The sequence below is a fragment of the Oerskovia sp. PE-21s genome (assembly GCF_056158145.1).
Map to the genome: position 1 here is coordinate 12,210 of NZ_JBUXJM010000012.1, position 21,698 is coordinate 33,907.

Consider the following 21,698-nt stretch of genomic DNA (forward strand, 5'->3'; position numbering starts at 1 on the left):
GCAGCCGAATCACGCACTCAGCGGGGGAGGCCGCCGGCTCAGCGGGGCGACGTCGCCCGGTCCGGGACCAGGCCCGCCTCCCGGGCCGCCACGATCGCCGCGGCCCGGTCGCGCAGCGACAGCTTCGCGAGCACGCCCGCGACGTAGTTGCGGACCGTCTTGGTGCTCAGGGTCAGCCGCCGCGAGATCGCGGTGTTGTCGAGCCCCGCGGCGACGAGCGCGAGCACCTCGCGCTCGCGGTCGGTGAGCTGCGGGAACGGCACCGCAGCCCGCGACCCGCCGCCGAGCACGTTCGCCACGGCCCGCGCCGCGACCCCCGGCGCCAGGATCAGCTCGCCGTTCGCCACGGCCCGCACGGCCCGCTCGACCTCGTGCGGCGACGCCGACTTCACGAGGTACCCGCGGGCCCCGGCGCGCAGGCAGGCGGCGACGGAGTCGTCGTCCTCGTGCATCGTCATTAAGAGGACCGGCACGTCCGGCCGGGAACGCACCAGGTCCCGCGTGAGCTCGACGCCCGACCCGTCGCCCAGGTCGAGGTCCATGACGACGAGGTCCAGGTCGTCGGGAGCGCCCAGGACGTCACGCGCCTCCGCGGCGCTCGCGGCCTGCGCCACGACGCGGACGCCCTCGAGCGAGTCGAGCAGCGCCGCCATCCCGATGCGGAACACGGGATGGTCGTCGACGAGGGCCACGCGGATGAGGCTCACAGCACGACCTTCCGGGGGAGGACGGCCCGCACGCGCGTTCCCGGTGCGAGCGAGGTGATGTCCAGCGTCCCACCCAGCTCCTCGGCGCGCTCCCGCATGGACCGCGTCCCGACGCCGGCGCGCGCGTCCTGCCCGACGCCGGAGCCCGCGTCGTCGCACGTCACGACCAGGTGCGTCCACCCGTCGAGCGAACCGGGCAGGCCTGGCGGGTGGGCGGAGACCTCGACGCGGCAGCCCGCGGCCCCGCTGTGCCGGGACGCGTTGATGACGGCTTCGCTCGCGATCGCGTAGGCCGCGGCGGCGACGCGCGTGTCGAGGTCGTCCCACGGCCCGCACAGCAGCTCGACCGCGAAGCCGTTCGCGTCGTGGTGGTCGGCGAGGTCGTGCAGCGCGGCCTCGAGCCCGGCCTCGTCGAGCGCGGGCGGCAGCAGGCTGCGCGAGAGCGTGCGCACGTCCCCGACCCGCTGCTCGACCTCGCGTTGGAGCGCCTCGAGCACGGCGGCCGCTGCGGCCGGGTCGGTCGCGAGGGTGTTGCGCGCGCCCTGCAGCCCGAGCCGCAGCCCGCTCAACCACGGCCCGACGCCGTCGTGCAGCTCGCGGCGGACGAGTCGCCGCTCGGCCAGGCGCGCCCGGGTCACGGCGTCCTTGGCCTGTTCGAGGTCGCGCGCGCCGCTCGCGAGCGCGAGGCCCGCGGCCACGACGGGCACGAGCTGGGCGAGCGCGTCCCGGGTCCGGGCGTCGAGGCGCTCGCCCGCGCGGGGGGTGACGGTGAGGTCCCCGAGGACCCGGCCGCCGTGCTCGACCGGCACGTGCGTGACGTGCGTGCTCGTCGGGCGACCCCAGGTCGCCTCGACGGTCGGGGCAGGTCCGCCGCTCGTGAGCGTGACCGACTCGAGCTTGAGCGACTCGCCCGTCGAGGCGACGAGCCCGTGCAGCAGCTCCTCGGCCGTCGCCGCGACACCGAGCTGGCGGCCCATGCGCAGCACGGCGCGCCCGGGGTCGGTCGTCTCGCCGTAGACCAGGGCGCGCACGCGTCGCTGGAGCCACGTCCGGGCGGGCTGGACCGCGAGCACGACCCCGACGGCCGCGAGGACCTGGGCGAGCGGCCGGCTGCCGACGAGCGCGGTCACCGTGACCACGAGCGCGACGTAGACCGCGACCAGGGCGAGCGTCAGGAGGGCGCCGATCGTGGCGCGGCTCAGCGCGAGGTCGAGCCCCCACAGCCGGTTGCGCAGGACCGAGACGAGCAGCGCCGCGGGGAACAGCGCCTGGCACGCGAGATGGGTCAGGGGCAGCGCGAGGATCACGTCGGGCGAGCTCCACGTCCCGAGCAGCGGGAGGAACGACAGGGCCATGACCGCCGTGCCGAGGGCCAGGAGGCCCAGGCCGCGACGTTCCTCGGGCGGTCCGTGCCGGTGGCGCCACCACGTCGCGGCCGCGGTCACGAGACCCATGACGACGACGCCGAGGATGGCCGGGCGCGGGTCGTCGACCGGGGCGAGCAGGAAGAACAGGATCGACCCGGCGCCGCCCGCGACCCCCAGCCAGGCACCCGGCGACAACGGCCGGTCGCGGACGAACCACGGCACGAGCACGAACAGCCCGACCGTCCCCGGCACCCACGCGAGCCCGTACGCCGCGGCGAGCGGTTCGAGCGGTGGCAGGCCGGGGTGCGTGCTCGCGAAGCTCCGCCAGCCCCCGCCCAGCGCGGCCAGCCCGCCGCCGATGCCCGCGATCGAGACGAGCCACCCGACGACGTGCCGCCGCCGCGACAGGATGATCGCACCCACCGAGCCGTACACGAGCGCCACCATGGCGTCGACGACGACGAACAGCAGGTCGCCGAGCAGCACGTCCACGCCCGACGTGAGCTGCAGGACGAGCGCCGAGACGCCGAGCAACCACGAGGCGACGGCGATGGCGAGGGCGGTCCGGGGCAGCCCGCCGGGCGCGACGGGGTCGCCGGAGGACTCCGGTGGCTCGTCCCCTGCGACAGCGCCCACAGCGCCACCGTAGGGCGCACGACCACCCGGACGACAGAGGTCGGGAGCGATTCCACCCCCACGTGGCGCGGCACGGTCACGACCGGCCCCGCCCCTGGAGACAGGAGCGGGACCGGTCGCGTGGCCCGAGGCGGGCCCTGGGGATGGTGACAGGTCCACGGTGGTGGGCTGCGCCGTCGGGCGGGTCAGCGACGGTCGCCCAGCGCGAAGCCGAGCGCCGCGACCGTGAGCCACAGCGGACCCACGAAGCCCGCCATGTACTGCAGCGGCGAGACGCCCACGAGCAGCGTGATCCCGCCCAGCAGCAGGCTCACGACGCCGATCCACCGCGGCGCGGCGCCGTGCCGCAGCGAGGCCACCGCGACCGCGACCGCGGTCAGTCCGGCGCCGACCCACAGCCACGGGATCGTCGCGGTCCAGTCGGCGTAGAACGCGCCCGACTCGGGGACGATCTTGTCGAGCTCGGCGGACCCGAACATGAACTGGGTGTCGAGCCCCGATCCCATGAGCGCCGCGACCGACGTCAGGACCAGGCCCGAGCCGGCGACCGTCGGCAGGAGGCTGCCCGCCGGGGCCTGGACGTCGAGGCGACGCTTGAGACCCGCCGCGAAGATCAGGACGAGGACCGCGACCAGGACGGTCGCGGTGTGGAAGACGAGGAGCGTGGACGTCTTGCCCGCGAGGTCGGCGACGACCGCGTCGGCGTCACCTGCGGTCTGCTCCCAGTTCGCACCGAGCGCCATCGAGGCCTGGATCGAGACGATGCCCAGGACGCCGGCCGCGACGCCGGTCCACGCCCAGGCGCGGGAGGCGCGGGCGGGATGCCCGTGGGCGAGGTCGGTCCCGGGCGTGACGGAGGTTGTCGGTCGTGCGGTCATGGTGGACCCCTGCGTGTCGTGGGGCCGGGCCCGACGGGCGGCGGCCGTGGGTGGTTGACACGAGGAGCGTGGGGCGGGACGTGTCCCGGGCGGCAGGGGCGGATGTCCCGGGAGGTCGGGCGGTTCTCTCGGGCGGGCGGTCAGCCCTCGTCCGGCTCGCCCTCGGAGGGCGCGGGCAGCACGGGCAGCACGACGACGGGCCGGTGCTGCAGGTGCGACAGCCTGCCCGCGACCGAGCCGCCCAGGGCCTCGTTGCGCCACCCGTCGGCGCCCGCACGGTGCGCGCCGACCACGACGATCGCGGCGTCGTGGCTCACCGCGGCCTCGTCGAGCTGGCGCGCGACGTCGCCGTCGCCCGCCACGACGAGGGTCCAGCCGACGCCCGTCGCGTGCAGCGCACCGTCGAGCTCGGCCTTGAGCCGCTGCTCCGCGCGGCCGTCGTCGGGCACCGGTCCGACGTCCACCCACACGCACACGATGGCCGTCCCCAGGGCGTGCGCGAAACCGGCGGCGCGCTGCACGATGTCCGGGTGCTGGCCCGGGTGCACTCCGACGAGCAGGGGTCGGATCATCTGTCCATCGTGCCACGGGCGTGCAGGATGCGTCGGGGGAGCCGCCCGACGGCGTCGCGCGCCCCGGGACGGGAGCCTCGCCCGGGGAGTCAGCCCAGCGAGCGCTGGAGCAGCACGGTGTCGAGCCACCGGCCGTGCTTGAACCCGACGCGTTCGAGGCGCCCGACCTGCCGGAAGCCCAGCTTCTCGTGCAGCACCACGGACGCGGGGGAGTCGGCGTCGCTCACGACCGCGACGAGCTCGCGCACCCCCGCCTCCGCGGCAGCGTCCAGGAGGGCGGTCAGGAGCGTCCGGCCCAGGCCGCGTCCCTCGCGGCCGGGGGCGAGGTAGATGGTGTCCTCGCCCGTCGTCGCGTAGGCGGGTCGCTCGCGCCAGGCGCCCACGTACGCGAACCCGGCGACGTCGTCGGGCAGGCCGGGGGCGCCCGGCACGGTGACGACCAGGAACGGGCGGCCCGCCTCCCGCAGCGACTCCCACCGCTCCTCCCACCCCGCGAGGGGGAGCGTTTCGGTCTGGAACGTCGAGACCGTGTGCAGGACGTAGTGCGCCGCGATCTCCGCGACCACGGGCAGGTCGTCGCGGGAGGCGGGACGGACGGTCGCGGTGGAGGAACCGGTCATCCGGGCACCCTAGCGCCGCCGGTCACACGGGGGTGATGTCGTCTGCGTGACGAGCGCGGCCGCTCCGGGCCGACGTCGTGCGGGCGCTACTCGATGCCGTCGGCGTGGCGCTCGTCGACGGTCTTCGCGGCGTCGCGCCCGGCCTTGCGGTTCGCCCGACGGCGTCGCGCGACCCCGCCGTCCTTCTCGCCCGGGTCGTCGTCGGGGTCGTCGTCCTTCTCGTGGCCCGGGTCGTGCAGCATGTGCGAGTCCACCAGCTCGTGCCGCTGGATGTACGTGTTCGCGACGGCCTGGATGGTCGCGGCTATCGGGAGCGACAGGAACGCGCCGAGCGCACCGAACACCGCCCCGAAGGCGAGCACGACCACGAACGACACCGCAGGGTTCATCTCGAGGGCCCGCGCCGAGACCTTGGGCGAGAAGTACAGGTTCTCGAGCTGCTGGTAGGCGACGATGAAGATGAGGACCGCGAGGGCCTGCGGGAGCCCCTGCGAGGTCAGTGCCACGATCACGGGCAGCGCGCCGCCGATGTACGTACCGATCGTCGGCACGAACTGCGACACGACGCCGACGAACACCGACAGCGGCAGGGCGTAGTCCGTGCCGAGGATCAGCAGGAAGACGAACGTGAAGACGCTCGACAGTGCCGCGAGGACGATGCGGGAGTTGATGAAGTCGGAGACCTTGACCTGCGTGATCTCCCACAGGCGCAGGACCTCCTGCTGGCGGTTCGGCGTGAGCCAGCGGCAGATCGCGACGCGGAACTTGGGGCCTGCCGCGAGCAGGTAGTACGTCACGAGCATGATCGTCAGGAACGCGAAGATCACGCCCACGATCGTCGTCCCCACGACCAGGGCACCGGACGCGACGTCCTCGCCGAACTCGTTGAAGCCCTGCTTGAGGAGCTCGTCGGAGCTCGGTATGTCGACGTCGAACCTCGTCGAGAGGAACTCCTGGATGTCGGTGTAGAGGGCAGGGATCGACTGGACGAGCTGGACGAGCTGCTGCACGAACAGGTTGCCGAAGAGAGCGAAGATGCCGACGACCACCACGAGCCCGCCCAGCAGCGCCGTCGCCGCGGCCGCACCGCGCCGCCACCCGTGCCGGACCAGCCACACCACGATCGGCTCGAGCGCGAGGGCGATGAAGAACGCGATGAGGATGTTGACGCCGAGGCTCTCCAGGGTGCCGATCGCGTACCAGGCGAAGATCCCGACGAAGACCGCGACGACGGTCATGAAGAGCGCGCGCGGCAGCCAGCGGGGTGGCTTGCGCGGGTCGTCGGGGGAGAGGGCCAGGAAGTCTCGGGGCCGGTCGGGGTCGGTGACCGGGGCGGTCGGCGCCCCAGGGGCCGGCTCCGGGGTGGTGCTCGCGTCGCTCGTCATGGGGCGAACGTAGCGAACGCGTGCGTGCGCGGGGTGCGCCCACGCCGTCGGGCGGGAAGGTCCGCGTCAGCCGGGCGCGCGTTCCTCCGCGACCGGGACGCCGTCGTCGTCGAGGTCCTCCGGGCCGGGTGAGCGCACGCCCAGGCGCGCCGCGACCCACGGCCCCGTGAGGCCGTACACGACTGCCGTCAGGAGGATCACCCCGAAGACCACGGGGACGAGCTGCTCGAACGGCTGGCCGTCGTCCTCGAAGCGCAGGGCGAAGACCGACGCGGTCGACGCCGCGACGATCCCGCGCGGCGCCATCCAGCCGACCATGACGCGTTCTCGGCTCGTCAGGACGCTGCCCGTCGTCGCGATCGACGCGACGAGCGGGCGCAGGACCAGGACGAGGAGCGCGACGATCCCGAGCGTCGGCAGGGCGTACGCCACGAGGGCGTCGAGGTCGACCCGCGCCGAGAGCAGGATGAAGAGCGTCCCGATGAGTAGCAGGCCGACGTGGCTGCCGAACTCGTGCAGCGGCTCGATGCGCGCCCAGCGCTGGTTCGCGAGCACGATGCCCAGCGTCGTGGTCGCGAACAGGCCAGCCTCCTCGTGGAACGCCTCGGCCACGGCGTACGTCGCGAGTGCCGTGGCGAACGCGAGCGACACCTCGGTCGCGGCCGGCACCCTGCCCCACCGGACCGCCGCGACGTAGACCGCCGCGGCGACGGCCCCCGTGAGCACCCCGGAGAGCGCGGTCGCGCCCAGGTGCTCGGGGGCCGCGTGGAGCGCGATGTTGGCCATCGCGAGCGCGACCGTCGCGCCGATCGGGTCGATGAAGATGCCCTCGAACGCGAGCACCGACTCGAGCGGCTGCTTGGGCCGGATCACCGCGAGCAGCGGCCCGACGACGGTCGGACCCGACACGATGAGGATGGCCCCGATCACCGCGGCCCGGGAGAACGGGAGGTCGAGCACCCACCAGCAGATCAGCGTCGCCCCGACCCCCGTCAGGACCGCGCCGAGCGTCACGAGCAGCGCGACCGGTCGCCGCGCCCCGCCCTGGAGCCGTTTCATGTCGAGCTTGAGCGACTCCTCGAACAGCAGGAGACCGACCGCCATCGACACGAGCGGGAACAGCTCGTCGCCCAGCAGGACGTCGGGGTCGACCAGCCCCGACACCGGACCGGCCAGCAGCCCCAGCACGAGCAGCAGCAGGATCGAGGGCACCTTGAGCGCCTTGGCAGCGACCTGACCCACGACCCCGAGCACGACGACCAGCGCGATCCCGCCCGTGAACCCGAGTTCCATGGACCCATAGTGGTGGTGGACGGCCGTCCGCGCAGCGGATGCCGACGCGGGAGTCCGGTGCCACGATCAGGGGGAGCGAGACTTCCGGGGTGACGCCGGGCCGGTCACGGCCAGGACGACGTCACCCGTTCTACGCGTGCGAGGAGGCACCATGGCACGGTCGTCACAGGTCACGGGATGGGTCGGCTGGGTGTGGTTCGCGGGCATCGTCCTGGTCACGCTCGGGCTGTTCAACGCGATCAGCGGCATGGTCGCCGCGTTCTCCCCCGAGAAGCTCGTCGGGCTGGGGGAGCAGGGCATCGTGGTGCTCGACGTGTCGACGTGGGGATGGGTCCACCTGGTCGTCGGGGTGCTCCTCGTGATCGTCGGCTTCGCGCTCCTCGCGGGACGCGGCTGGGCACGGCTCGTCGCGATCGTGCTCGTCGTGCTCAACGTGCTGACCCAGTTCGTCGCGCTCCCGGCGAGCCCGTGGTGGTCCGTCGTCACGATCGTGCTCGGGATCTTCGTGCTGTGGGCGCTCGTCGTGCACGGTGACGAGGCCGAGCGGGCGTCGCGGTCGTCGCTGCCGTGACGACGGCCTGACCGTCACCCGTCCGCCCTCCCGAGACCAGCCCCCACGCTTCTGGCACGCGCAACCCCGAAGAACGGAGCACCACCCATGGCCACGACACAGTTCGGTCCGGTCGAGTTCGTCGCGATCGCCTTCCCCTCCGAACGGGTCCCCGACGCGGTGAAGATCGCGATCGCCGACCTCCTCGGGTCCGACGTCGTCCGGCTCCTCGACCTCACCGTCATCCGCAAGGGGGTCGGGGGCGAGATCGACGTGGTCGAGGTCGAGGACCTCGGCGACGAGCTCGACATCACCGAGACCCAGCTCGGCAGCTCGGGTCTCGCGGGGCAGGAGGACATCGACGACGTCGCATCGAACCTCGAGCCCGGGACGTCCGCCCTCGTCCTGATCGTCGAGCACTCCTGGGCACGGCAGTTCGTCGGTGCCGTGCACGACGCCGGGGCAGCGGTGATCGCGCAGGAACGCATCCCCGCCGACGTCGTCAACGAGATCGTCGAGCTCGCCGAGACCGAGGTCGGCTGAACCCTGAACCCCTGACGGGCTGACGGAGGACCACCGCCGCACAGACATCGCACGAGAAACGGAGCACACCATGCCACTACGACGCGTCGGACGCCCAGGTCTGCTGGGCACCATGGCCCGTACCGCCGTCATCGCCGGGACGGCTTCCGCCACGGCCGGAGCCGTGAACCGGCACCAGCAGAGCAAGGCCGAGCAGCAGGCCGAGCAGCAGCAGTACGAGGCGCAGCAGCAGGCTCAGCAGCAGCAGCTCTACGCGCAGCAGGCCGCGGCCGCCCAGGCGGCACAGGCCGCGCCGACGGCACCTGCTGCGGGTGGGAACGCCCTCCTGGCCCAGCTCGAGCAGCTCGGCCAGCTCCACGCGAGCGGTGTCCTCAGCGACGCCGAGTTCGTGGCCGCCAAGGCCAAGCTGCTCGGCTGACGCAGCGACGCCCCCGTACCCCCGTATCAACCCACGAACCCGACCCACCCGCTCATGACCCGGCTCTGCCCGAGAGGACAACGATGGCTACCTTCACCGTCTGGTCGTTCGACACCCCCGGAGGCGCGGAGGTCGCGTCCCGTGTCCTGAAGGACGCGGCGTCCGAAGGGCTGATCAAGATCGTCGACCGTGCGATCGTGACCTGGCCCGAGGGCGCGAGCAAGCCCACGACGCGCCACACGCACGAGGACGAGTGGCGCGGTACAGGTTGGGGCGCCTTCTGGGGCCTGCTGTTCGGCGCGCTCTTCTTCGTGCCCGTGATCGGGGTCGCCGCGGGCGCGGCCCTGGGCGCGATCCACAAGTCGATGGAGGCCGTGGGGCTCAACAAGGACCAGCTCGACCGCATCCGCGCCCAGGTCACGGAGGGCACGTCCGCCCTGTTCGCCGTGACCGAGGACGGCAACCTGGACCGCGTGGGTGAACGGTTCCACGGTCTGCACGGCGACCTCATCGCGACCAACCTCACCGACGAGGAGCGCCACCTGCTGCTCGAGACCTTCGACTGACCGCGACCAGCGCGACGTAGAGCGTGAGGGTGGGCCGGCTTCCCGGCCCACCCTCACGCTCTACGCGTCGAGATGGAGCGGCAGGCCGAAGAGCGGGTACCAGGCCTCGACGTCGAGGAACGCGTTGATGCCCGTCACCTTGCCGTCCGCGGTGTCGATCACCTGCAGCGCCCAGGCGTCGTACCCCCCGTCGGGCGCGACCCGGTACTGACCGAAGCCGAACGTGCCGTTGGCCCGGACCGGCACCATGCGCGAGCCGCGGCACTCCGCCCCCGGGCCGACCATCCACCGCTCGATCTGGACCGGCCCCTGCATCCACAGCGCGTAGGGCGGCATCGAGAGCGTGGCCTCGTCGTGGAGGAGCGCCACCAGGGCGGGCATGTCGTAGCGCTCGAACGCGTCGAGGTACTTCTCCAGGAGCTCGTTCTTGTCCTCGTCCACGGGGACGGTCGGCAGGTTGGCGCCGTCGGCCCCGGGACCCGAGCCGTAGTGCGCCTGGGCGGACAGGGTGGCCCGCGCCCGCTGGAGCGCGCTGTTGACCGACGGCACCGAGGTCTCCAGGAGCTCGGCGACCTCGCTGGCCTGCCAACGCAGGACCTCGCGCAGGATGAGGACGGCGCGCTGCTTGGGAGGCAGGTACTGCAGGGCCGCGACGAACGCGAGGCGGATGGACTCGCGCCCGACCGCGACGTCTGCCGGGTCGCCGTCCCGGGGCAGCACACGGTCGTCGGGGACGGGCTCGACCCACGTCTCCTCCGAGAGCTGCTCGCCGAGGTTCCTCTCCTCGGCCGTCTGCGCCGCGCCGAGGCCCATGGGTCTTTCGCGGCGCTTGCGCTGGGCGATGTGGTCGAAGCAGACGTTGGTCGCGATGCGGTAGAGCCAGGAGCGCAGCGCGGAGCGTCCCTCGAAGCGGTCGTAGGATCGCCAGGCGCGGACCATGGTGTCCTGGACCGCGTCGTCGGCCTCGAAGGAGGAGCCGAGCAGGCGGTAGCAGTAGCCCGTGAGCTGCGACCGGTACTGGTCCAGCAGCTCCCCGAGGTCCTCGTCCGCGACGGTCGCTGTGCGTTCGGTCATGGTGTCCTCTCGTGGGCGCGCGGCGATGTGCGCCACCTCACACGGTAGCGCGCACCACCCACACCGTCAGCGGGAGAGGGCGTCTTCCCGGGCGAGCTCGAACCAGACGGTCTTGCCCGGACCGTCCGACGTCTTGTGCTCGACGAACCAGCGGTCGGCGAACCGGTCGAGGAACTGGATGCCGCGGCCGCCCGTCTCGTGCGGTTCGGGGTCGTGGAGGGTCGGCTCGTCGGGGGACGCGTCCCGGACACCGACCCGGACGGTCGCTGGCCACACCTCGACGACCGCCTCGAGCGGTCCCTGCGCGTGCTGGACCGCGTTGGTCAGGGTCTCGCTCGCGAGCAGCATGATGGTGCGCCGTTGGTCGCGGTTGATCCCGCAGCTCTCCAGGATGTCGTCGACCCAGCGCCGCGCCGGTGAGATCGCCGCGGTCGAGTGCTCGACGTCGCGCGTCATCCGGGTGGGGCACGCGGGCGTCGGGTGGGAGTCGACGGCGGCCCGGACGCGGACCGCGAGGACCGCGATGTCGTCGCGCTGGTCGCTGCCGACCAGGCGTTGGACCAGCGCGTTCGGGAGCGCGAGCGTCGAGCCGTGCCGGAGGGCCGCGAGGGCCTGTGCCAGCCCCGACAGGCGTGCGCTCTGCGGGACCCCGCGTCGCTCGATGAGCCCGTCCGTGTAGAGCAGGAGCGTGTCTCCCGGGCCGAGGTGGGTCACGTGGTCGCTGCGCGCGGCGTTGGGGACGAACCCGAGCATCATGTCCGGTCGGGTGTCGAGGAGCTCGACCTTCCCGTCGGACCGCAGGATGAGCGGCGGCGGGTGGCCCGCGTTGGACCAGGACAGGTCGTAGAAGTCGCCGCGCCGGTCGAGCCGCACGACGACGGCGGTCCCGCTCGCGTGGAGCGAGAGCCCCGTGTTCGCACGGTCGAGGAGACGGAGCAGGGCCGAGGGCGACTCGTCGTGGCTCCAGGCGAACGTGCGGAGCATCGACCTGAGCTGCCCCATCTCGGCTGCGGCCCGCATGTCGTGACCCGTCACGTCGCCGATCATGAGGACCGAGGCGTCCTCGTCGTGCACCACGGCGTCGTACCAGTCGCCCCCGACCTGGTCCGTGAGCGTCGCGGGCGAGTAGGTCGAGGCCAGCTCGAGGTGGGGGATGTCGGGCAGGGCCGTGAGCATCGCGGCCTGGAGGGTCGTGGCGGCGTCGCGTCGTTCCTCGAGCAGCTTGACGCGTTCGAGGGCGTGCGCCACGAAGCCGGCGAGGCCCGCGCGGGACAGGGACTCGTCGTCGGCGGTCTTGCCCTGCTCCCACCCGAGGAAGATGACCGCGAGCAGGGTCGTGCCGGAGAGCACGGGCAGCAGCGCCCGCGCGCCGACGCTCTCGTCGAGCGACTCGGAGACGTTCGGGAACGCCGCGAGGATCTCGCCCTCGTCCCGGAAGAACAGGGCCTCCTGGGTGCGGGCGACGAACGACAGGACGCGGTCCGGGTCGTCGAGGCGTGCGTACCGGTACGAGGGCGCGAGCGCCGGCTCCAGGTGGTCCATGCTCGTGTACGTCAGGCTCTTGCGCGACGGGTCGACGACCGCGAGCCCGGCGTACCGGGCCCCGATCGCCGACGACGCCACGTATGCGAGGGTCTCGCCCACGTCCTGCACGGAGGTCGCGTCGGCGAAGGCTTCGCTGAGCATGAGCAGCAGGCGGTTGCGCCGGGTCGCCTGGATGGCGAGGTTCTGCATCCGGGTCGCCCGCTCGTGCGCGATGCGCAGCTGGAGCTCGGACGTGCACGCGGCCGTCAGGTCGGCGAGGGTCGCGAGGTCGGTGTCGGTCCAGTCGTGGGGCTCGTCGTCCATCGCGCACAGCGTCCCGACGACGCGGCCGCGCTGGTCGAAGATCGGGAAGCCCGCGTACGCGAGGACGCCGAACTCCGGGATGGACGGGTTGTCCCAGACCCGGGCGTCCTTGCGCGTGTCCGGCACGACGAGCGGCTCGCGGTCGTTCGTCACGTGCTGGCAGAACGAATGGGTGAGCGGCATGCGCCGGCTGAGCTGGATGTCCTCGGGCATGCCGTGGGCCCCGGGATACACCTGCTCGTCGGACAGGACGAGGGACACGGCGGCCGTCGGGACGCCGAGCTGGCGCATGGCCAGGCGGGCGAAGCGGTCGAAGGACTCGTCCGCGGTCGGGGTCCCGAGACCTGCCTCGACCAGCTCGAAGATCGCCTGGGCCTCGGTCACCGCCTCAGTATGGCGTGCGGGCCGCGGTCCGTCATCGGGAAGCGCGGGGTGAATCGATCCTCCCCGGCGCGACGGGGGCCGCCGAGGTCGACGACGGGTCACCGTCGGCAGGCAAGTGCGTCACCCTCGGCGTGCCCGCGAGACTTCGCATCAGGGGCGCTTCCCCCGGAACCCGCCCGTTTCGCCGCGCGCATCGTGACGCCCGTCACTAACCTGACGTCAGCGCCTCGCGCTCGCGAGCGCCGGAGATCGTCGAACGGGGCTTCACCATGGAATTCTGGGACTTCTTCTGGCTTCTGATCTGGTGGTTCGTCTTCATCGCGTACCTGATGGTGCTCTTCCAGATCCTCACCGACCTGTTCCGTGACCACACGCTCAGCGGCTGGTGGAAGGCGCTGTGGATCGTCGGTCTGGTCTTCATCCCGTTCCTCACGGCGCTGATCTACATCATCGCCCGCGGCCGGGGGATGACGGAGCGGCACCTCGCGGCCGCCAACGCGGCCAAGGCGCAGGCCGACTCCTACATCCGCGAGGTCGCGACGGGTGGTCAGTCCGCGACCGACCAGATCGCCACGGCCAAGGCTCTCCTGGACGCGGGCACCATCACGCCCGACGAGTTCGCGTCGCTCAAGGCCAAGGCGCTCGCCTGAGCCTGGTCCGTCCCCACGGCCCGACGACGGAGCTCGCCGCCCCCGCCGGCGCACCTCCCGGGCACGCGAGCGGCTGACGGGTCCACGGACCGTCGGCAGAGGTGGCCCGGGCGCACGCCCGGGCCGCCTCCGACGGACGGCCGCGAGCCCGTCGCGTACCCTCGGACGCGTGGACGAGGCGCGACCGAGGGACCTGATCGACGCCCCGGCGGACCCGCCGACCGTGGTGCGCGACGCCGTCGGGCAGGACGCCGCCCGGCGCGGCTTCTCGCTCGATCCCGGCCAGGAGCCCGCGGTCCTGGCCCTCGACGCCCTGGCGGGACGGCTCGACGCCCCGGCACCCGACGCGCTGAGCGGCCTCTACCTGTGGGGGCCCGTGGGGCGCGGCAAGACCTGGCTCATGGACGTGTTCCTCGCGACCGTCGCGGGGCCCGGCGGCAGCGCCTGCGTCCGTGTCCACTTCCACGACTTCCTGCGCCGCCTGCACGGCGAGCGTTTCCACCGCGGGTCGATCGACGCCGCGCTCGACGCGATCCTCGGCGAGGCCCGGCTCGTGTGCTTCGACGAGTTCCACGTGCACGACGCGGGCGACGCCATGCTCGTCGCCCGCGCCGTCCGCGTCCTCGACGAGCGCGGGGTGCGCGTGGTCCTGACGTCGAACTACCCGCCGTCGGGCCTCATGCCGAGCCCTGCCTACCACCACCTGTTCGTCCCGACGATCGACCTGCTGACCGCGCGCCTCGACGTCGTCGAGATCGGCGGCGACCGCGACCACCGGCGCTCGCCGAGCGAGGACCTGCGCGGATTCCGTGGCGGTGCGTTCGTGTGGCCCGCGACGGACGCCCGGCTCGCGGCCGCCGGCCTCGCACGCCCCGAGCCCGCCGAGGCGACGACCGTGCGCATCGGGTCGCGCGAGCACCCCGTCCTCGCCCTGCGGGACGCGATCGTGTGGCTCGCTTTCGAGCACTGGTGCGCGGGACGCACCGCGGTCTCGGACGTCCTGCACCTCGCCGACCGGTACGGGTCCGTCGTGCTCGACGGCGTACCGGCCCTGGGCGCGCAGGCCCCCGACACGGGGCAGCGGTTCGCGAACCTCGTCGACGTGCTGTGCGACCGCGACGTGCCGCTGCACGTCCTGGCCCACCAGGACCCCGACGAGACGCTGCGCCGCCACGGCGAGGAGGGCGTCGCGCTCGACGTCGAGCGCACGGCGAGCCGCCTGGCGCTGCTGCGACAGCTGGGGCCGGTGCCGGTCGGTCGCTGAGGCAGCGCCGCCCGGCGCGCGTGGGCGGTCTGCGCGATGATCGGGAGGGCGGCGTCGCTCCCCGGCGCCCGTGACGCGAAGGAGCCCCCATGGCCGAGGTACTGCTCTTCCACCACTCGCTCGGGCTGACGCCCGGGGTCCGCGCGTTCGCCGAGACGCTGCGCGAGGCCGGGCACGTCGTGCACCTGCCGGACCTCTACGAGGGCAGGACGTTCCCCGACATCGAGAGCGGCATGGGATACGTCGAGCAGATCGGGTTCGACACGATCCTGGCCCGCGGCGCGACGGTCGCGGACGGGCTGCCCGAGGAGCTGGTCTTCGCCGGGTTCTCGCTCGGGGTGGTGCCCGCACAGATGCTCGCCCAGACCCGCGAGGGCGCACAGGGAGCCCTGCTCTTCTCCTCGTGCATCCCGACGTCGGAGTTCGGCGACGGCTGGCCGCTCGGGGTCCCCGTGCAGATCCACGGCATGGACGCCGACCCGATCTTCGTCGACGAGGGAGACCTCGACGCCGCCCGAGCCCTGGTCGAGGCCGCGCCCGGCGAGGCCGAGCTGTTCCTCTACCCGGGGGACGCGCACCTGTTCGCGGACGCGAGCCTGCCCTCGTACGACGAGCACGCGGCTCGCCTGCTCACCGAGCGGGTCGTCCGCTTCCTCGACGGGATCGGGCGCTGAGGACCGACGGGCGCGGGCGACACCGCACGACGGGGCTCACCACGAGAGGATCCCGTGGACCGCGTCCTCGAGCCGGGAGGACAGCGTGGTGTCGGCGACGACGGCGTCGCGCTCCTGCGCGGCCCGCGCCGGCAGGTCGGTGATGATGCCGTCCACGCCCTCGCGCACGTAGCCGCGCATCGCCGCGGGCTCGTCGACCGTCCAGACGAAGACCTCTCGACCCGCCGCGTGCGCCTCGGCGAGCAACGACGGAGTGAAGGACGACTCCTCGACCGCGACGAGGTCGACGGTCGTCGCGGGCAGCCTCCCCAAGTTCACCGGCAGCACGTAGCCCGTCCCGATCTCTGGCGCCAGGGACTCGACCAGCTCCACGACGTCCTTGTCGAGGGACTGCACCAGGTACGCGTCGGCCACGCCCTTGGCGCGGAGCAGGGCGACCACGTCCTCGACGTAGCCGGGAGACTCGTGGCCGTGAGGCTTGATCTCGACGAGCAGCGGCACCCCGAGCTCCTGGGCGCGGTCGACGAACGCGTCGAGCGTGGGGATCGTCGCCTCGTGTCCCCGCGCCCGGACGGTCGTCGCGGTCAGCTCAGGGGTCGTCAGGTCGTAGACCTCGCGGTCGACACCGGCCAGTCGTCGGAGGTTCGTGTCGTGGATGACCACGATGCCGCCGTCGGCCGCCTGCTGCACGTCGATCTCGACGTACGCCGGGCGCACCTCGGCCGCTGCTTCCAACGAGGGGATCGTGTTCTCGACACCGCGCGAGGGATACCCGCGGTGGGCGATCACCGCGGTGTCGCTCCGTCTGCCGATGTCGGTCATGACCGACGTGTTGTGGACGGACAGGACGGCGAAGGCGAGCACGCCCGCGATCCCGACGACGACGCGCACCCATCGCGGTCCGTGCAGCCGTGCCGCGACCGGCTCGGCGGGCGCGGAGTGGATCGCGCCGCCGTCGGGCCCCTCGCCCTGGCGCACGCTCAGCGCGACCACCACGACCTGGGCGAGCATCGCCGCGACGAAGCCCGTCACGACGAACACCGCGAGCTGGACCGCGGCGAGCGAGAGGCCCGCGACGAGCGGGGACACGTCGGGTGCGACGCGGTCGGTGAGACGGGTCGGCGCGAGACCCACGTTCACGACACCCACCAGGAACGTCGCCGCGACCGCGACCACGACCCCGAACAGGACGACGAAGCGCCAGGTGTGCCAGCGTGTCAGCCGCCAGCTCGTCGCCATCGACGCCGCGACCGACGAGTCGCTCGTGACGAACACGGCGAGCGTGAGGACCAGACGCAGGTTCAGGTAGAGGACCACGGCGAGGAAGCCGTAGTAGAGCAAGGTGCCCGCGTCCGTCTCGAGCAACGACCCCACGACGAAGCGCGGGATGCGGATCCCGCGCACGACCGTCGCCACGACCCCGACGTTGCCGAGCGGCAGGACCACGAAGAAGTACGGCACGAACAGCAGCACCTGCGGGCTCAGGAGCTTGCGCGCCGCCACGAGCAGGTCCCGGGCGACCGTGCGTACCGTGACCGGCTCGCGGTGCGCGAGGCGGTGGGCGATGACGAGCAGCGCCCCCACCTGGACCAGCACCACCAGGCACGCGAGGGCCGCGATGAGGAGGATCAGGAGGTCGGCCACGGGGGAGCGCAGGACGTCGCCGAGCGTCCGCTGCGTCACGGCGTCGACGCCGGCCTGGTCCAGCGCGAGCTCGAACAGCCACGCGAGCGCCGGGAAGACGAGCAGCACGCTCACGCCCTGGAGCAGCAGGATCGCCTTGAGGTACGTGCCGAACGACGTCCCCAGATAGGTCAGGGCAGCGCCCAACGTCGGCCAGGTGCGTACGGTCCTCACCCCGTGAGCCTAGGCGAGGTGCCCGACGGCGAGCGCTGCCCCGTGCATCGCCGTCGCCTTCTGCGCGTTCTCGACGAGCGCGCCCGAGCCGGCTCGGGACGTGGGAGGTTTCTCGTGGACTCGACCGTCCGACCGGCGCCGGGCAACCTCCGTGCCCGGTCGCACGTGTTTCCGGTGTGACGACATGGACAAGTGAGGGGGCGCTCGTGACGGGCGACGACGCCGAGGACCACCGGCTCCCTGTGGAACACAGCGAACGCCGGACCCGGGACGCGGAGTTCTCGGCCTTCATGGCAGAGGCAGAGCCGCTGCTCGTGCGGACGGCATGGTTGCTGTGCGGCGACGGGCACAGGGCGGAGGAGCTCGTGCAGACGGCGCTCGTGCGCACGTACGTGGCGTGGCCTCGGGCCAAGGCAACCGACCCGCTCGCCTATGCGAGACGGGTCATCGCGAACGCGCGGATCGACTCGTGGCGCAAGCACCGCCGTGAGCAGCTCCTCCCACCCGAGGACCTGCCCCCGCTGCAGGTGTCCTCCAGCGAGCATGCGCACGCCGAACGCGAGGAGCTCGTGCAGGCGCTCCTCCAGCTGAGCGTGCGTCGTCGCCGGGTGATCGTCCTGCGCTACCTGCTCGACCTGCCCGAGCGGCAGGTCGCGGACGACCTCGGCATCAGCCTGGGAACCGTGAAGTCCACCGCTTCGCGCGGCCTCGCTCAGCTTCGCGTCCTGCTCACGACGACGGACGCCCCGACCACCTCGAAGGAGACGACACGATGAACGACGACGAGCTGCTCGTCAGCAGGCTGCGGACCATGGCGGGGAACGTCCCGCTCGTGCCGATCGACCGGGCAGAGGTGCTCAGACGCGGGCGACGGCGTCGGGTGCTGCGGGCGAGCGGCACCACGATGGGTGTCGGCGTGCTGTGCGCGGGCCTCTACTTCGGGACCGGCGGGCTCGGCGGCGGTCCGGCGCCGCAGTCGACGCTCGCCCCGGCGTCGGGGAGCGCGGCCCCCATCACGGGGGACGAGGGTCCGCAGGACCCGGCCTCGGACACGCCCGCTACGCCGTCGGGTGCCGTGGTCGACGAGGCGACGGGGAGCATCGCGCTGCCGGTCGACGCGTGGTTCCTGAGCAGGCAGGAGCTGGCGGTCGTCACCTCTGCGCGGGAGGCGTACCTGGCGCGATGCATGACCGACGCGGGCTTCGGCGACACGGTCGACCTGGTCGGGCCGATTCGGGTCCCGCCCGGCAACGGCAACGCGGACGCGTACGGCGCGTGGCGGGTCGAGACCCTCGAGGCGACGGGCTACGAGGTCCAGGAGGCTGTCCACCCGAACTCCATCCGTTCGGGGGACACCGCCGCCGAGACGCAGCGGAGCACGTGCTTCGGCGAGCTCCGCGCGCTCGGCATCGACTGGGACGTCGACCGGCTCGAGGCGATCGCGCCGACAGGCTGGCTGCCCTTCGCGTACGACGACGCGGGCCGCGCCATCCGCGACGAGTGGCGGCAGTGCCTGGAGGACAACGGCGTGACGGCCCCGGCCGCCGACGAGGCGGGCATGATCCCGCCCGAAGCGCTGGGCGCGCCGCTCGCCGAGCAGGTACGGATCGGGCGGATCGACATCGCGTGCAAGGACGAGCTCGACGTCGTCCAGCGCCTCGCGGACGTCGACGCGGCGCAGCAGGTGGACTACATCGGCCGAGCGCAGGCCTACCTCGAGGAGCGCAAGACCGTCGAACAGGCGGCGCTCGCGGCGTCGCAGGCCTACCTCGCGTCGCAGGGACTCTCGATGGACGACCCGGCCTGGTGACCTCGGGGCTCTCGTGGCGCACCCTCGGGGGTGCGCCACGAGACGCCGGTAGCCTGGGTCTCGTGACCGGCACGGCCCACGGAGGGCCTGGCCACGGCCGGTCGGCCGACGACCAGGAGGACCCTTGTGAGCACCCCCCGATCCGTCCTGTTCGTCTGCGTCAAGAACGGCGGCAAGTCGCAGATGGCCGCCGGGCTCGCCCGGAAGATCGCGCCCGACGTCCGGGTCGACTCGGCCGGGACCTCCCCGGGGTCGAGCCTCAACGCGCTCTCGGTCGCCTCGCTCGAGGAGGTCGGCGTCGACCTGTCGGGCGAGCACCCCAAGCCCCTGACCCCCGAGCTGGTCGCGGCCGCGGACGTCGTGGTCGTCCTCGGCCGGGAGGCGCAGGTGACCACCGACGACGGGACGCCCGTCGTGGTCTGGGACACCGACGAGCCCTCGCTCCGGGGGATCGAGGGTATGGAGCGCATGCGGCTCGTACGTGACGACATCGCGGCGCACGTCCGGGACCTGCTGGCTCCCTGACGGACGGAGAGGACCGTCAGGCGGTCGGGGCCGCGCCGCCCGTCGGGTGCCCCGGCCCGTCGCCGTCGGTCGGCTTGCCCAGCACGTTCTCGCGGACGACGCGGCGCAGCACCTTGCCGATCTGCGAGCGGGGCAGGTCGGGCACGACGAACAGGTGCTTGGGCAGGGCGTAGCGGGCGAGCTTCTGCTCGCCCCACTCGCGTACGGCCGCGAGGTCGATCGGGAGCCCGCTCGCGGTGCTCTGGTCCTCGTCGAGCACGACGGCCGCGGCCACTCGCTCGTCCGAGCCCTCGCCGGGCAGGCCCACGACGGCGACGTCCCGGATCCCGGGCATGAGGCGCAGGTGGTCCTCGACCTGCGACGGGTAGATCTTGAACCCGCCGGTGATGATCATCTCCTTGATGCGGTCGACGAGCGTGACGACGCCGTCCGCGTCCACGGTCACGACGTCGCCCGTGCGCAGCCAGCCGCCGTCGAGGAGCTGGTGAGCCGTCTCCTCGGGGCGGTTCCAGTAGCCCTGGAAGACCTGCGGCCCGTGGATGAGCAGCTCGCCGCGGACCGTGCCGGTCTCGTCCGGTTCGACGTCCTTGGTCGGGTCGTCCTGGTCGACGACCCGGATGTCGGTGCTCGGGAACGGCAGGCCGAGCGTGCCGGGGCGGCGGTCGGCCGAGACCGGGTTGCCGAGCGCGACGGGGGACGTCTCGGTCATGCCGTAGCCCTCGATGAGCAGGCCGCCGGTCGCCTCCTCCCAGGTGCGTGCCGTCGTCGGGCTGATGGGCATGGCCCCCGCGAACGCGAGCCGGATCGAGTGCAGGTCGACGGGCTTGCCCGCCGCGCGGGCCTTGGCGGCCGCGGCGGCGATGCGGTCGAACATGGGCGCGACGCCCGGGAGGAAGGTCGCGGGGCGACGCTTCTGCGCGGCCAGGAACGACTCGGCGTCGAACTTGGGGAACGCGACGAGCGTCGCGCCGATGCGCGCGGGCAGGGTCAGGCAGAACATGAGGCCGAACGCGTGGAAGAACGGCAGGACGCCGTAGACGGTCTCCTCGCCCTCGCGGAACGACGCCCACGCCTGGCCCTGCACGGTGTTCGCGACGAGGTTGCGGTGCGTCAGGACCGCGCCCTTGGGCGTGCCCGTCGTGCCGCCCGTGTACTGGAGGAGGGCGACGTCGTCGGCCTCGGGCTGGGGGGTCGACGGGTCGAGCGGACCTGCGCTCGCGACGAGCCGGTGCCAGTCGGGGACGCCTGCCGTCGCCGGGCCTCGCAGCGCGGCCTTCTGCGTGCGCGCCGCCGTGACGGGCAGGTGCAGCGCGATGCGCTTGACGAGGGGCAGGTCGCGGGCGATGTCGACCGACACGACCGTACGCAGCCCGGTGCCAGGCTTCGCGGCGAGGACCGTCGGGACGGCCTTCTGCCAGACGAGCGCGACGGTCGCACCCGAGTCGGCGAGCTGGTGGGCCAGCTCGTCGGACGAGTAGGTGGGGTTGTGCTCGACGACCGTCGCACCCAGGCGCAGCGCGGCGTAGAACGCGACGAGGTGCGAGGAGCTGTTGGGCATGACGAGCGCGATCCGGTCGCCACGCCCCACGCCGAGCGTGGACAGGGCGCTCGCGGCGCGGTCCACCTTCTCAGCCAGGTGCGCGTACGTGACGGTCGCACCGAAGAAGTCGACCGCGACCCGGTCGGGCCAGCGGGCAGCCGCTCGGGCGAGCGCCGCGGTCACGGGCTCGTCGGGGACGTCGACGGTCGCGGGAACCCCTGGGGAGTACCGACTCAGCCAGGGCTGCTTTGCCAAGGTGTTCACTACTACACCGTAACCTACGGATGCGTAGGTTATGTGTGCGGCGCGTGCGAGGAACCTCGGCGGAGCCTGTGAGCACCCGGGAGAAGAACTGGGACCCGGCCGGGTGGAACCTTCGTGCCCTCGGCTGCGTGTACTGGTCGTGAGGACAACGTACCGACCCCCGCCGAGAGGTTCCGGCGCACGGGGGGCAGGGGGCACCAACGCGCCGTCCGGACCCGTGCCAGCGAGGTCTCGAGCCGTCAGGGGGCGGCTCCGGGACAGGCTGGGCAGCGG

Annotated in this window: 21 protein-coding genes; 10 read left to right on the forward strand and 11 right to left on the reverse strand. The window is 72.9% G+C overall.

The annotated features are described in order from the left end of the window. Positions 1-38: 38 nt before the first annotated feature. The 7 genes from ACZDYF_RS18250 to ACZDYF_RS18280 all read right to left on the reverse strand — a co-directional run bounded on the left by ACZDYF_RS18250 (position 39) and on the right by ACZDYF_RS18280 (position 7,458). Entirely contained in the window at positions 39-707 is a 669-nt protein-coding gene (locus ACZDYF_RS18250) for a response regulator (RefSeq protein ID WP_475060925.1), read from the reverse strand. Continuing rightward, positions 704-2,710 (reverse strand): sensor histidine kinase, encoded by a 2,007-nt coding sequence (locus tag ACZDYF_RS18255; protein ID WP_475060928.1) that lies wholly within the window; start codon positions 2,708-2,710, stop codon positions 704-706. Before ACZDYF_RS18255 ends, ACZDYF_RS18250 begins: the two co-directional genes overlap by 4 nt. A gap of 185 nt (positions 2,711-2,895) precedes the next feature. After that, complete coding sequence (locus ACZDYF_RS18260; protein WP_475060935.1) at positions 2,896-3,588, reverse strand: hypothetical protein; 693 nt, start codon at positions 3,586-3,588, stop codon at positions 2,896-2,898. 140 nt (positions 3,589-3,728) lie between these two features. Further along, positions 3,729-4,160, reverse strand: coding sequence for a universal stress protein (locus ACZDYF_RS18265; RefSeq protein ID WP_475060941.1), 432 nt, complete (start codon positions 4,158-4,160; stop codon positions 3,729-3,731). Positions 4,161-4,249: 89 nt separating this feature from the next. Beyond that, positions 4,250-4,780, reverse strand: coding sequence for an N-acetyltransferase family protein (locus ACZDYF_RS18270; RefSeq protein ID WP_475060944.1), 531 nt, complete (start codon positions 4,778-4,780; stop codon positions 4,250-4,252). An 86-nt stretch (positions 4,781-4,866) separates the two neighbouring features. Further along, entirely contained in the window at positions 4,867-6,165 is a 1,299-nt protein-coding gene (locus ACZDYF_RS18275) for an AI-2E family transporter (protein ID WP_475060947.1), read from the reverse strand. Positions 6,166-6,231: 66 nt separating this feature from the next. Next, positions 6,232-7,458 carry a cation:proton antiporter gene (locus tag ACZDYF_RS18280; RefSeq protein WP_191790076.1) on the reverse strand — a complete coding sequence of 409 codons (1,227 nt, stop codon included), beginning with the start codon at positions 7,456-7,458 and terminating at the stop codon, positions 6,232-6,234. A 151-nt stretch (positions 7,459-7,609) separates the two neighbouring features. Between ACZDYF_RS18280 and ACZDYF_RS18285 the strand changes: the two genes are divergently transcribed. The 4 genes from ACZDYF_RS18285 to ACZDYF_RS18300 all read left to right on the forward strand — a co-directional run bounded on the left by ACZDYF_RS18285 (position 7,610) and on the right by ACZDYF_RS18300 (position 9,535). Then, a complete protein-coding gene (locus ACZDYF_RS18285; protein WP_475060952.1) occupies positions 7,610-8,029 on the forward strand; it encodes a DUF7144 family membrane protein in 420 nt (139 codons plus the stop codon). A gap of 87 nt (positions 8,030-8,116) precedes the next feature. Beyond that, positions 8,117-8,551, forward strand: coding sequence for a DUF6325 family protein (locus tag ACZDYF_RS18290; protein WP_191790078.1), 435 nt, complete (start codon positions 8,117-8,119; stop codon positions 8,549-8,551). Between the two features lie 70 nt (positions 8,552-8,621). Continuing rightward, a complete protein-coding gene (locus tag ACZDYF_RS18295) occupies positions 8,622-8,969 on the forward strand; it encodes an SHOCT domain-containing protein (RefSeq protein ID WP_475060958.1) in 348 nt (115 codons plus the stop codon). An 83-nt stretch (positions 8,970-9,052) separates the two neighbouring features. Then, positions 9,053-9,535 (forward strand): DUF1269 domain-containing protein, encoded by a 483-nt coding sequence (locus tag ACZDYF_RS18300; RefSeq protein ID WP_191790080.1) that lies wholly within the window; start codon positions 9,053-9,055, stop codon positions 9,533-9,535. Positions 9,536-9,595: 60 nt separating this feature from the next. Here ACZDYF_RS18300 and ACZDYF_RS18305 read toward each other — a convergent pair whose 3' ends face one another. Continuing rightward, a complete protein-coding gene (locus ACZDYF_RS18305) occupies positions 9,596-10,609 on the reverse strand; it encodes a sigma-70 family RNA polymerase sigma factor (RefSeq protein ID WP_191790081.1) in 1,014 nt (337 codons plus the stop codon). A 66-nt stretch (positions 10,610-10,675) separates the two neighbouring features. Further along, on the reverse strand, positions 10,676-12,841 hold the full coding sequence (locus tag ACZDYF_RS18310) for a SpoIIE family protein phosphatase (RefSeq protein ID WP_400275178.1): 2,166 nt from the start codon (positions 12,839-12,841) through the stop codon (positions 10,676-10,678). 269 nt (positions 12,842-13,110) lie between these two features. Between ACZDYF_RS18310 and ACZDYF_RS18315 the strand changes: the two genes are divergently transcribed. The 3 genes from ACZDYF_RS18315 to ACZDYF_RS18325 all read left to right on the forward strand — a co-directional run bounded on the left by ACZDYF_RS18315 (position 13,111) and on the right by ACZDYF_RS18325 (position 15,429). Further along, positions 13,111-13,491, forward strand: coding sequence for an SHOCT domain-containing protein (locus ACZDYF_RS18315; RefSeq protein ID WP_191790083.1), 381 nt, complete (start codon positions 13,111-13,113; stop codon positions 13,489-13,491). 169 nt (positions 13,492-13,660) lie between these two features. Further along, a complete protein-coding gene (gene zapE / locus ACZDYF_RS18320) occupies positions 13,661-14,755 on the forward strand; it encodes a cell division protein ZapE (RefSeq protein ID WP_475060970.1) in 1,095 nt (364 codons plus the stop codon). Positions 14,756-14,844: 89 nt separating this feature from the next. Then, positions 14,845-15,429 (forward strand): dienelactone hydrolase family protein, encoded by a 585-nt coding sequence (locus tag ACZDYF_RS18325; protein WP_475060973.1) that lies wholly within the window; start codon positions 14,845-14,847, stop codon positions 15,427-15,429. Between the two features lie 36 nt (positions 15,430-15,465). Here ACZDYF_RS18325 and ACZDYF_RS18330 read toward each other — a convergent pair whose 3' ends face one another. Beyond that, entirely contained in the window at positions 15,466-17,286 is a 1,821-nt protein-coding gene (locus ACZDYF_RS18330) for a glycerophosphoryl diester phosphodiesterase membrane domain-containing protein (RefSeq protein WP_475060978.1), read from the reverse strand. A 206-nt stretch (positions 17,287-17,492) separates the two neighbouring features. On the opposite strand from ACZDYF_RS18330, the gene ACZDYF_RS18335 reads away from it, so the two are divergent. The 3 genes from ACZDYF_RS18335 to ACZDYF_RS18345 all read left to right on the forward strand — a co-directional run bounded on the left by ACZDYF_RS18335 (position 17,493) and on the right by ACZDYF_RS18345 (position 19,621). Next, entirely contained in the window at positions 17,493-18,062 is a 570-nt protein-coding gene (locus ACZDYF_RS18335; protein WP_475060981.1) for a SigE family RNA polymerase sigma factor, read from the forward strand. After that, complete coding sequence (locus ACZDYF_RS18340; RefSeq protein WP_475060984.1) at positions 18,059-19,096, forward strand: hypothetical protein; 1,038 nt, start codon at positions 18,059-18,061, stop codon at positions 19,094-19,096. The genes ACZDYF_RS18335 and ACZDYF_RS18340 overlap by 4 nt, the downstream gene beginning before the upstream one ends. 126 nt (positions 19,097-19,222) lie before the next feature. Beyond that, positions 19,223-19,621, forward strand: a complete 399-nt coding sequence (locus ACZDYF_RS18345) for an arsenate-mycothiol transferase ArsC (protein WP_191790090.1) — start codon at positions 19,223-19,225, stop codon at positions 19,619-19,621. A gap of 16 nt (positions 19,622-19,637) precedes the next feature. Here the strand turns inward: ACZDYF_RS18345 and ACZDYF_RS18350 are convergent, their stop codons facing one another. Beyond that, positions 19,638-21,425, reverse strand: a complete 1,788-nt coding sequence (locus ACZDYF_RS18350; protein WP_191790091.1) for an AMP-binding protein — start codon at positions 21,423-21,425, stop codon at positions 19,638-19,640. Positions 21,426-21,698: the final 273 nt, after the last annotated feature.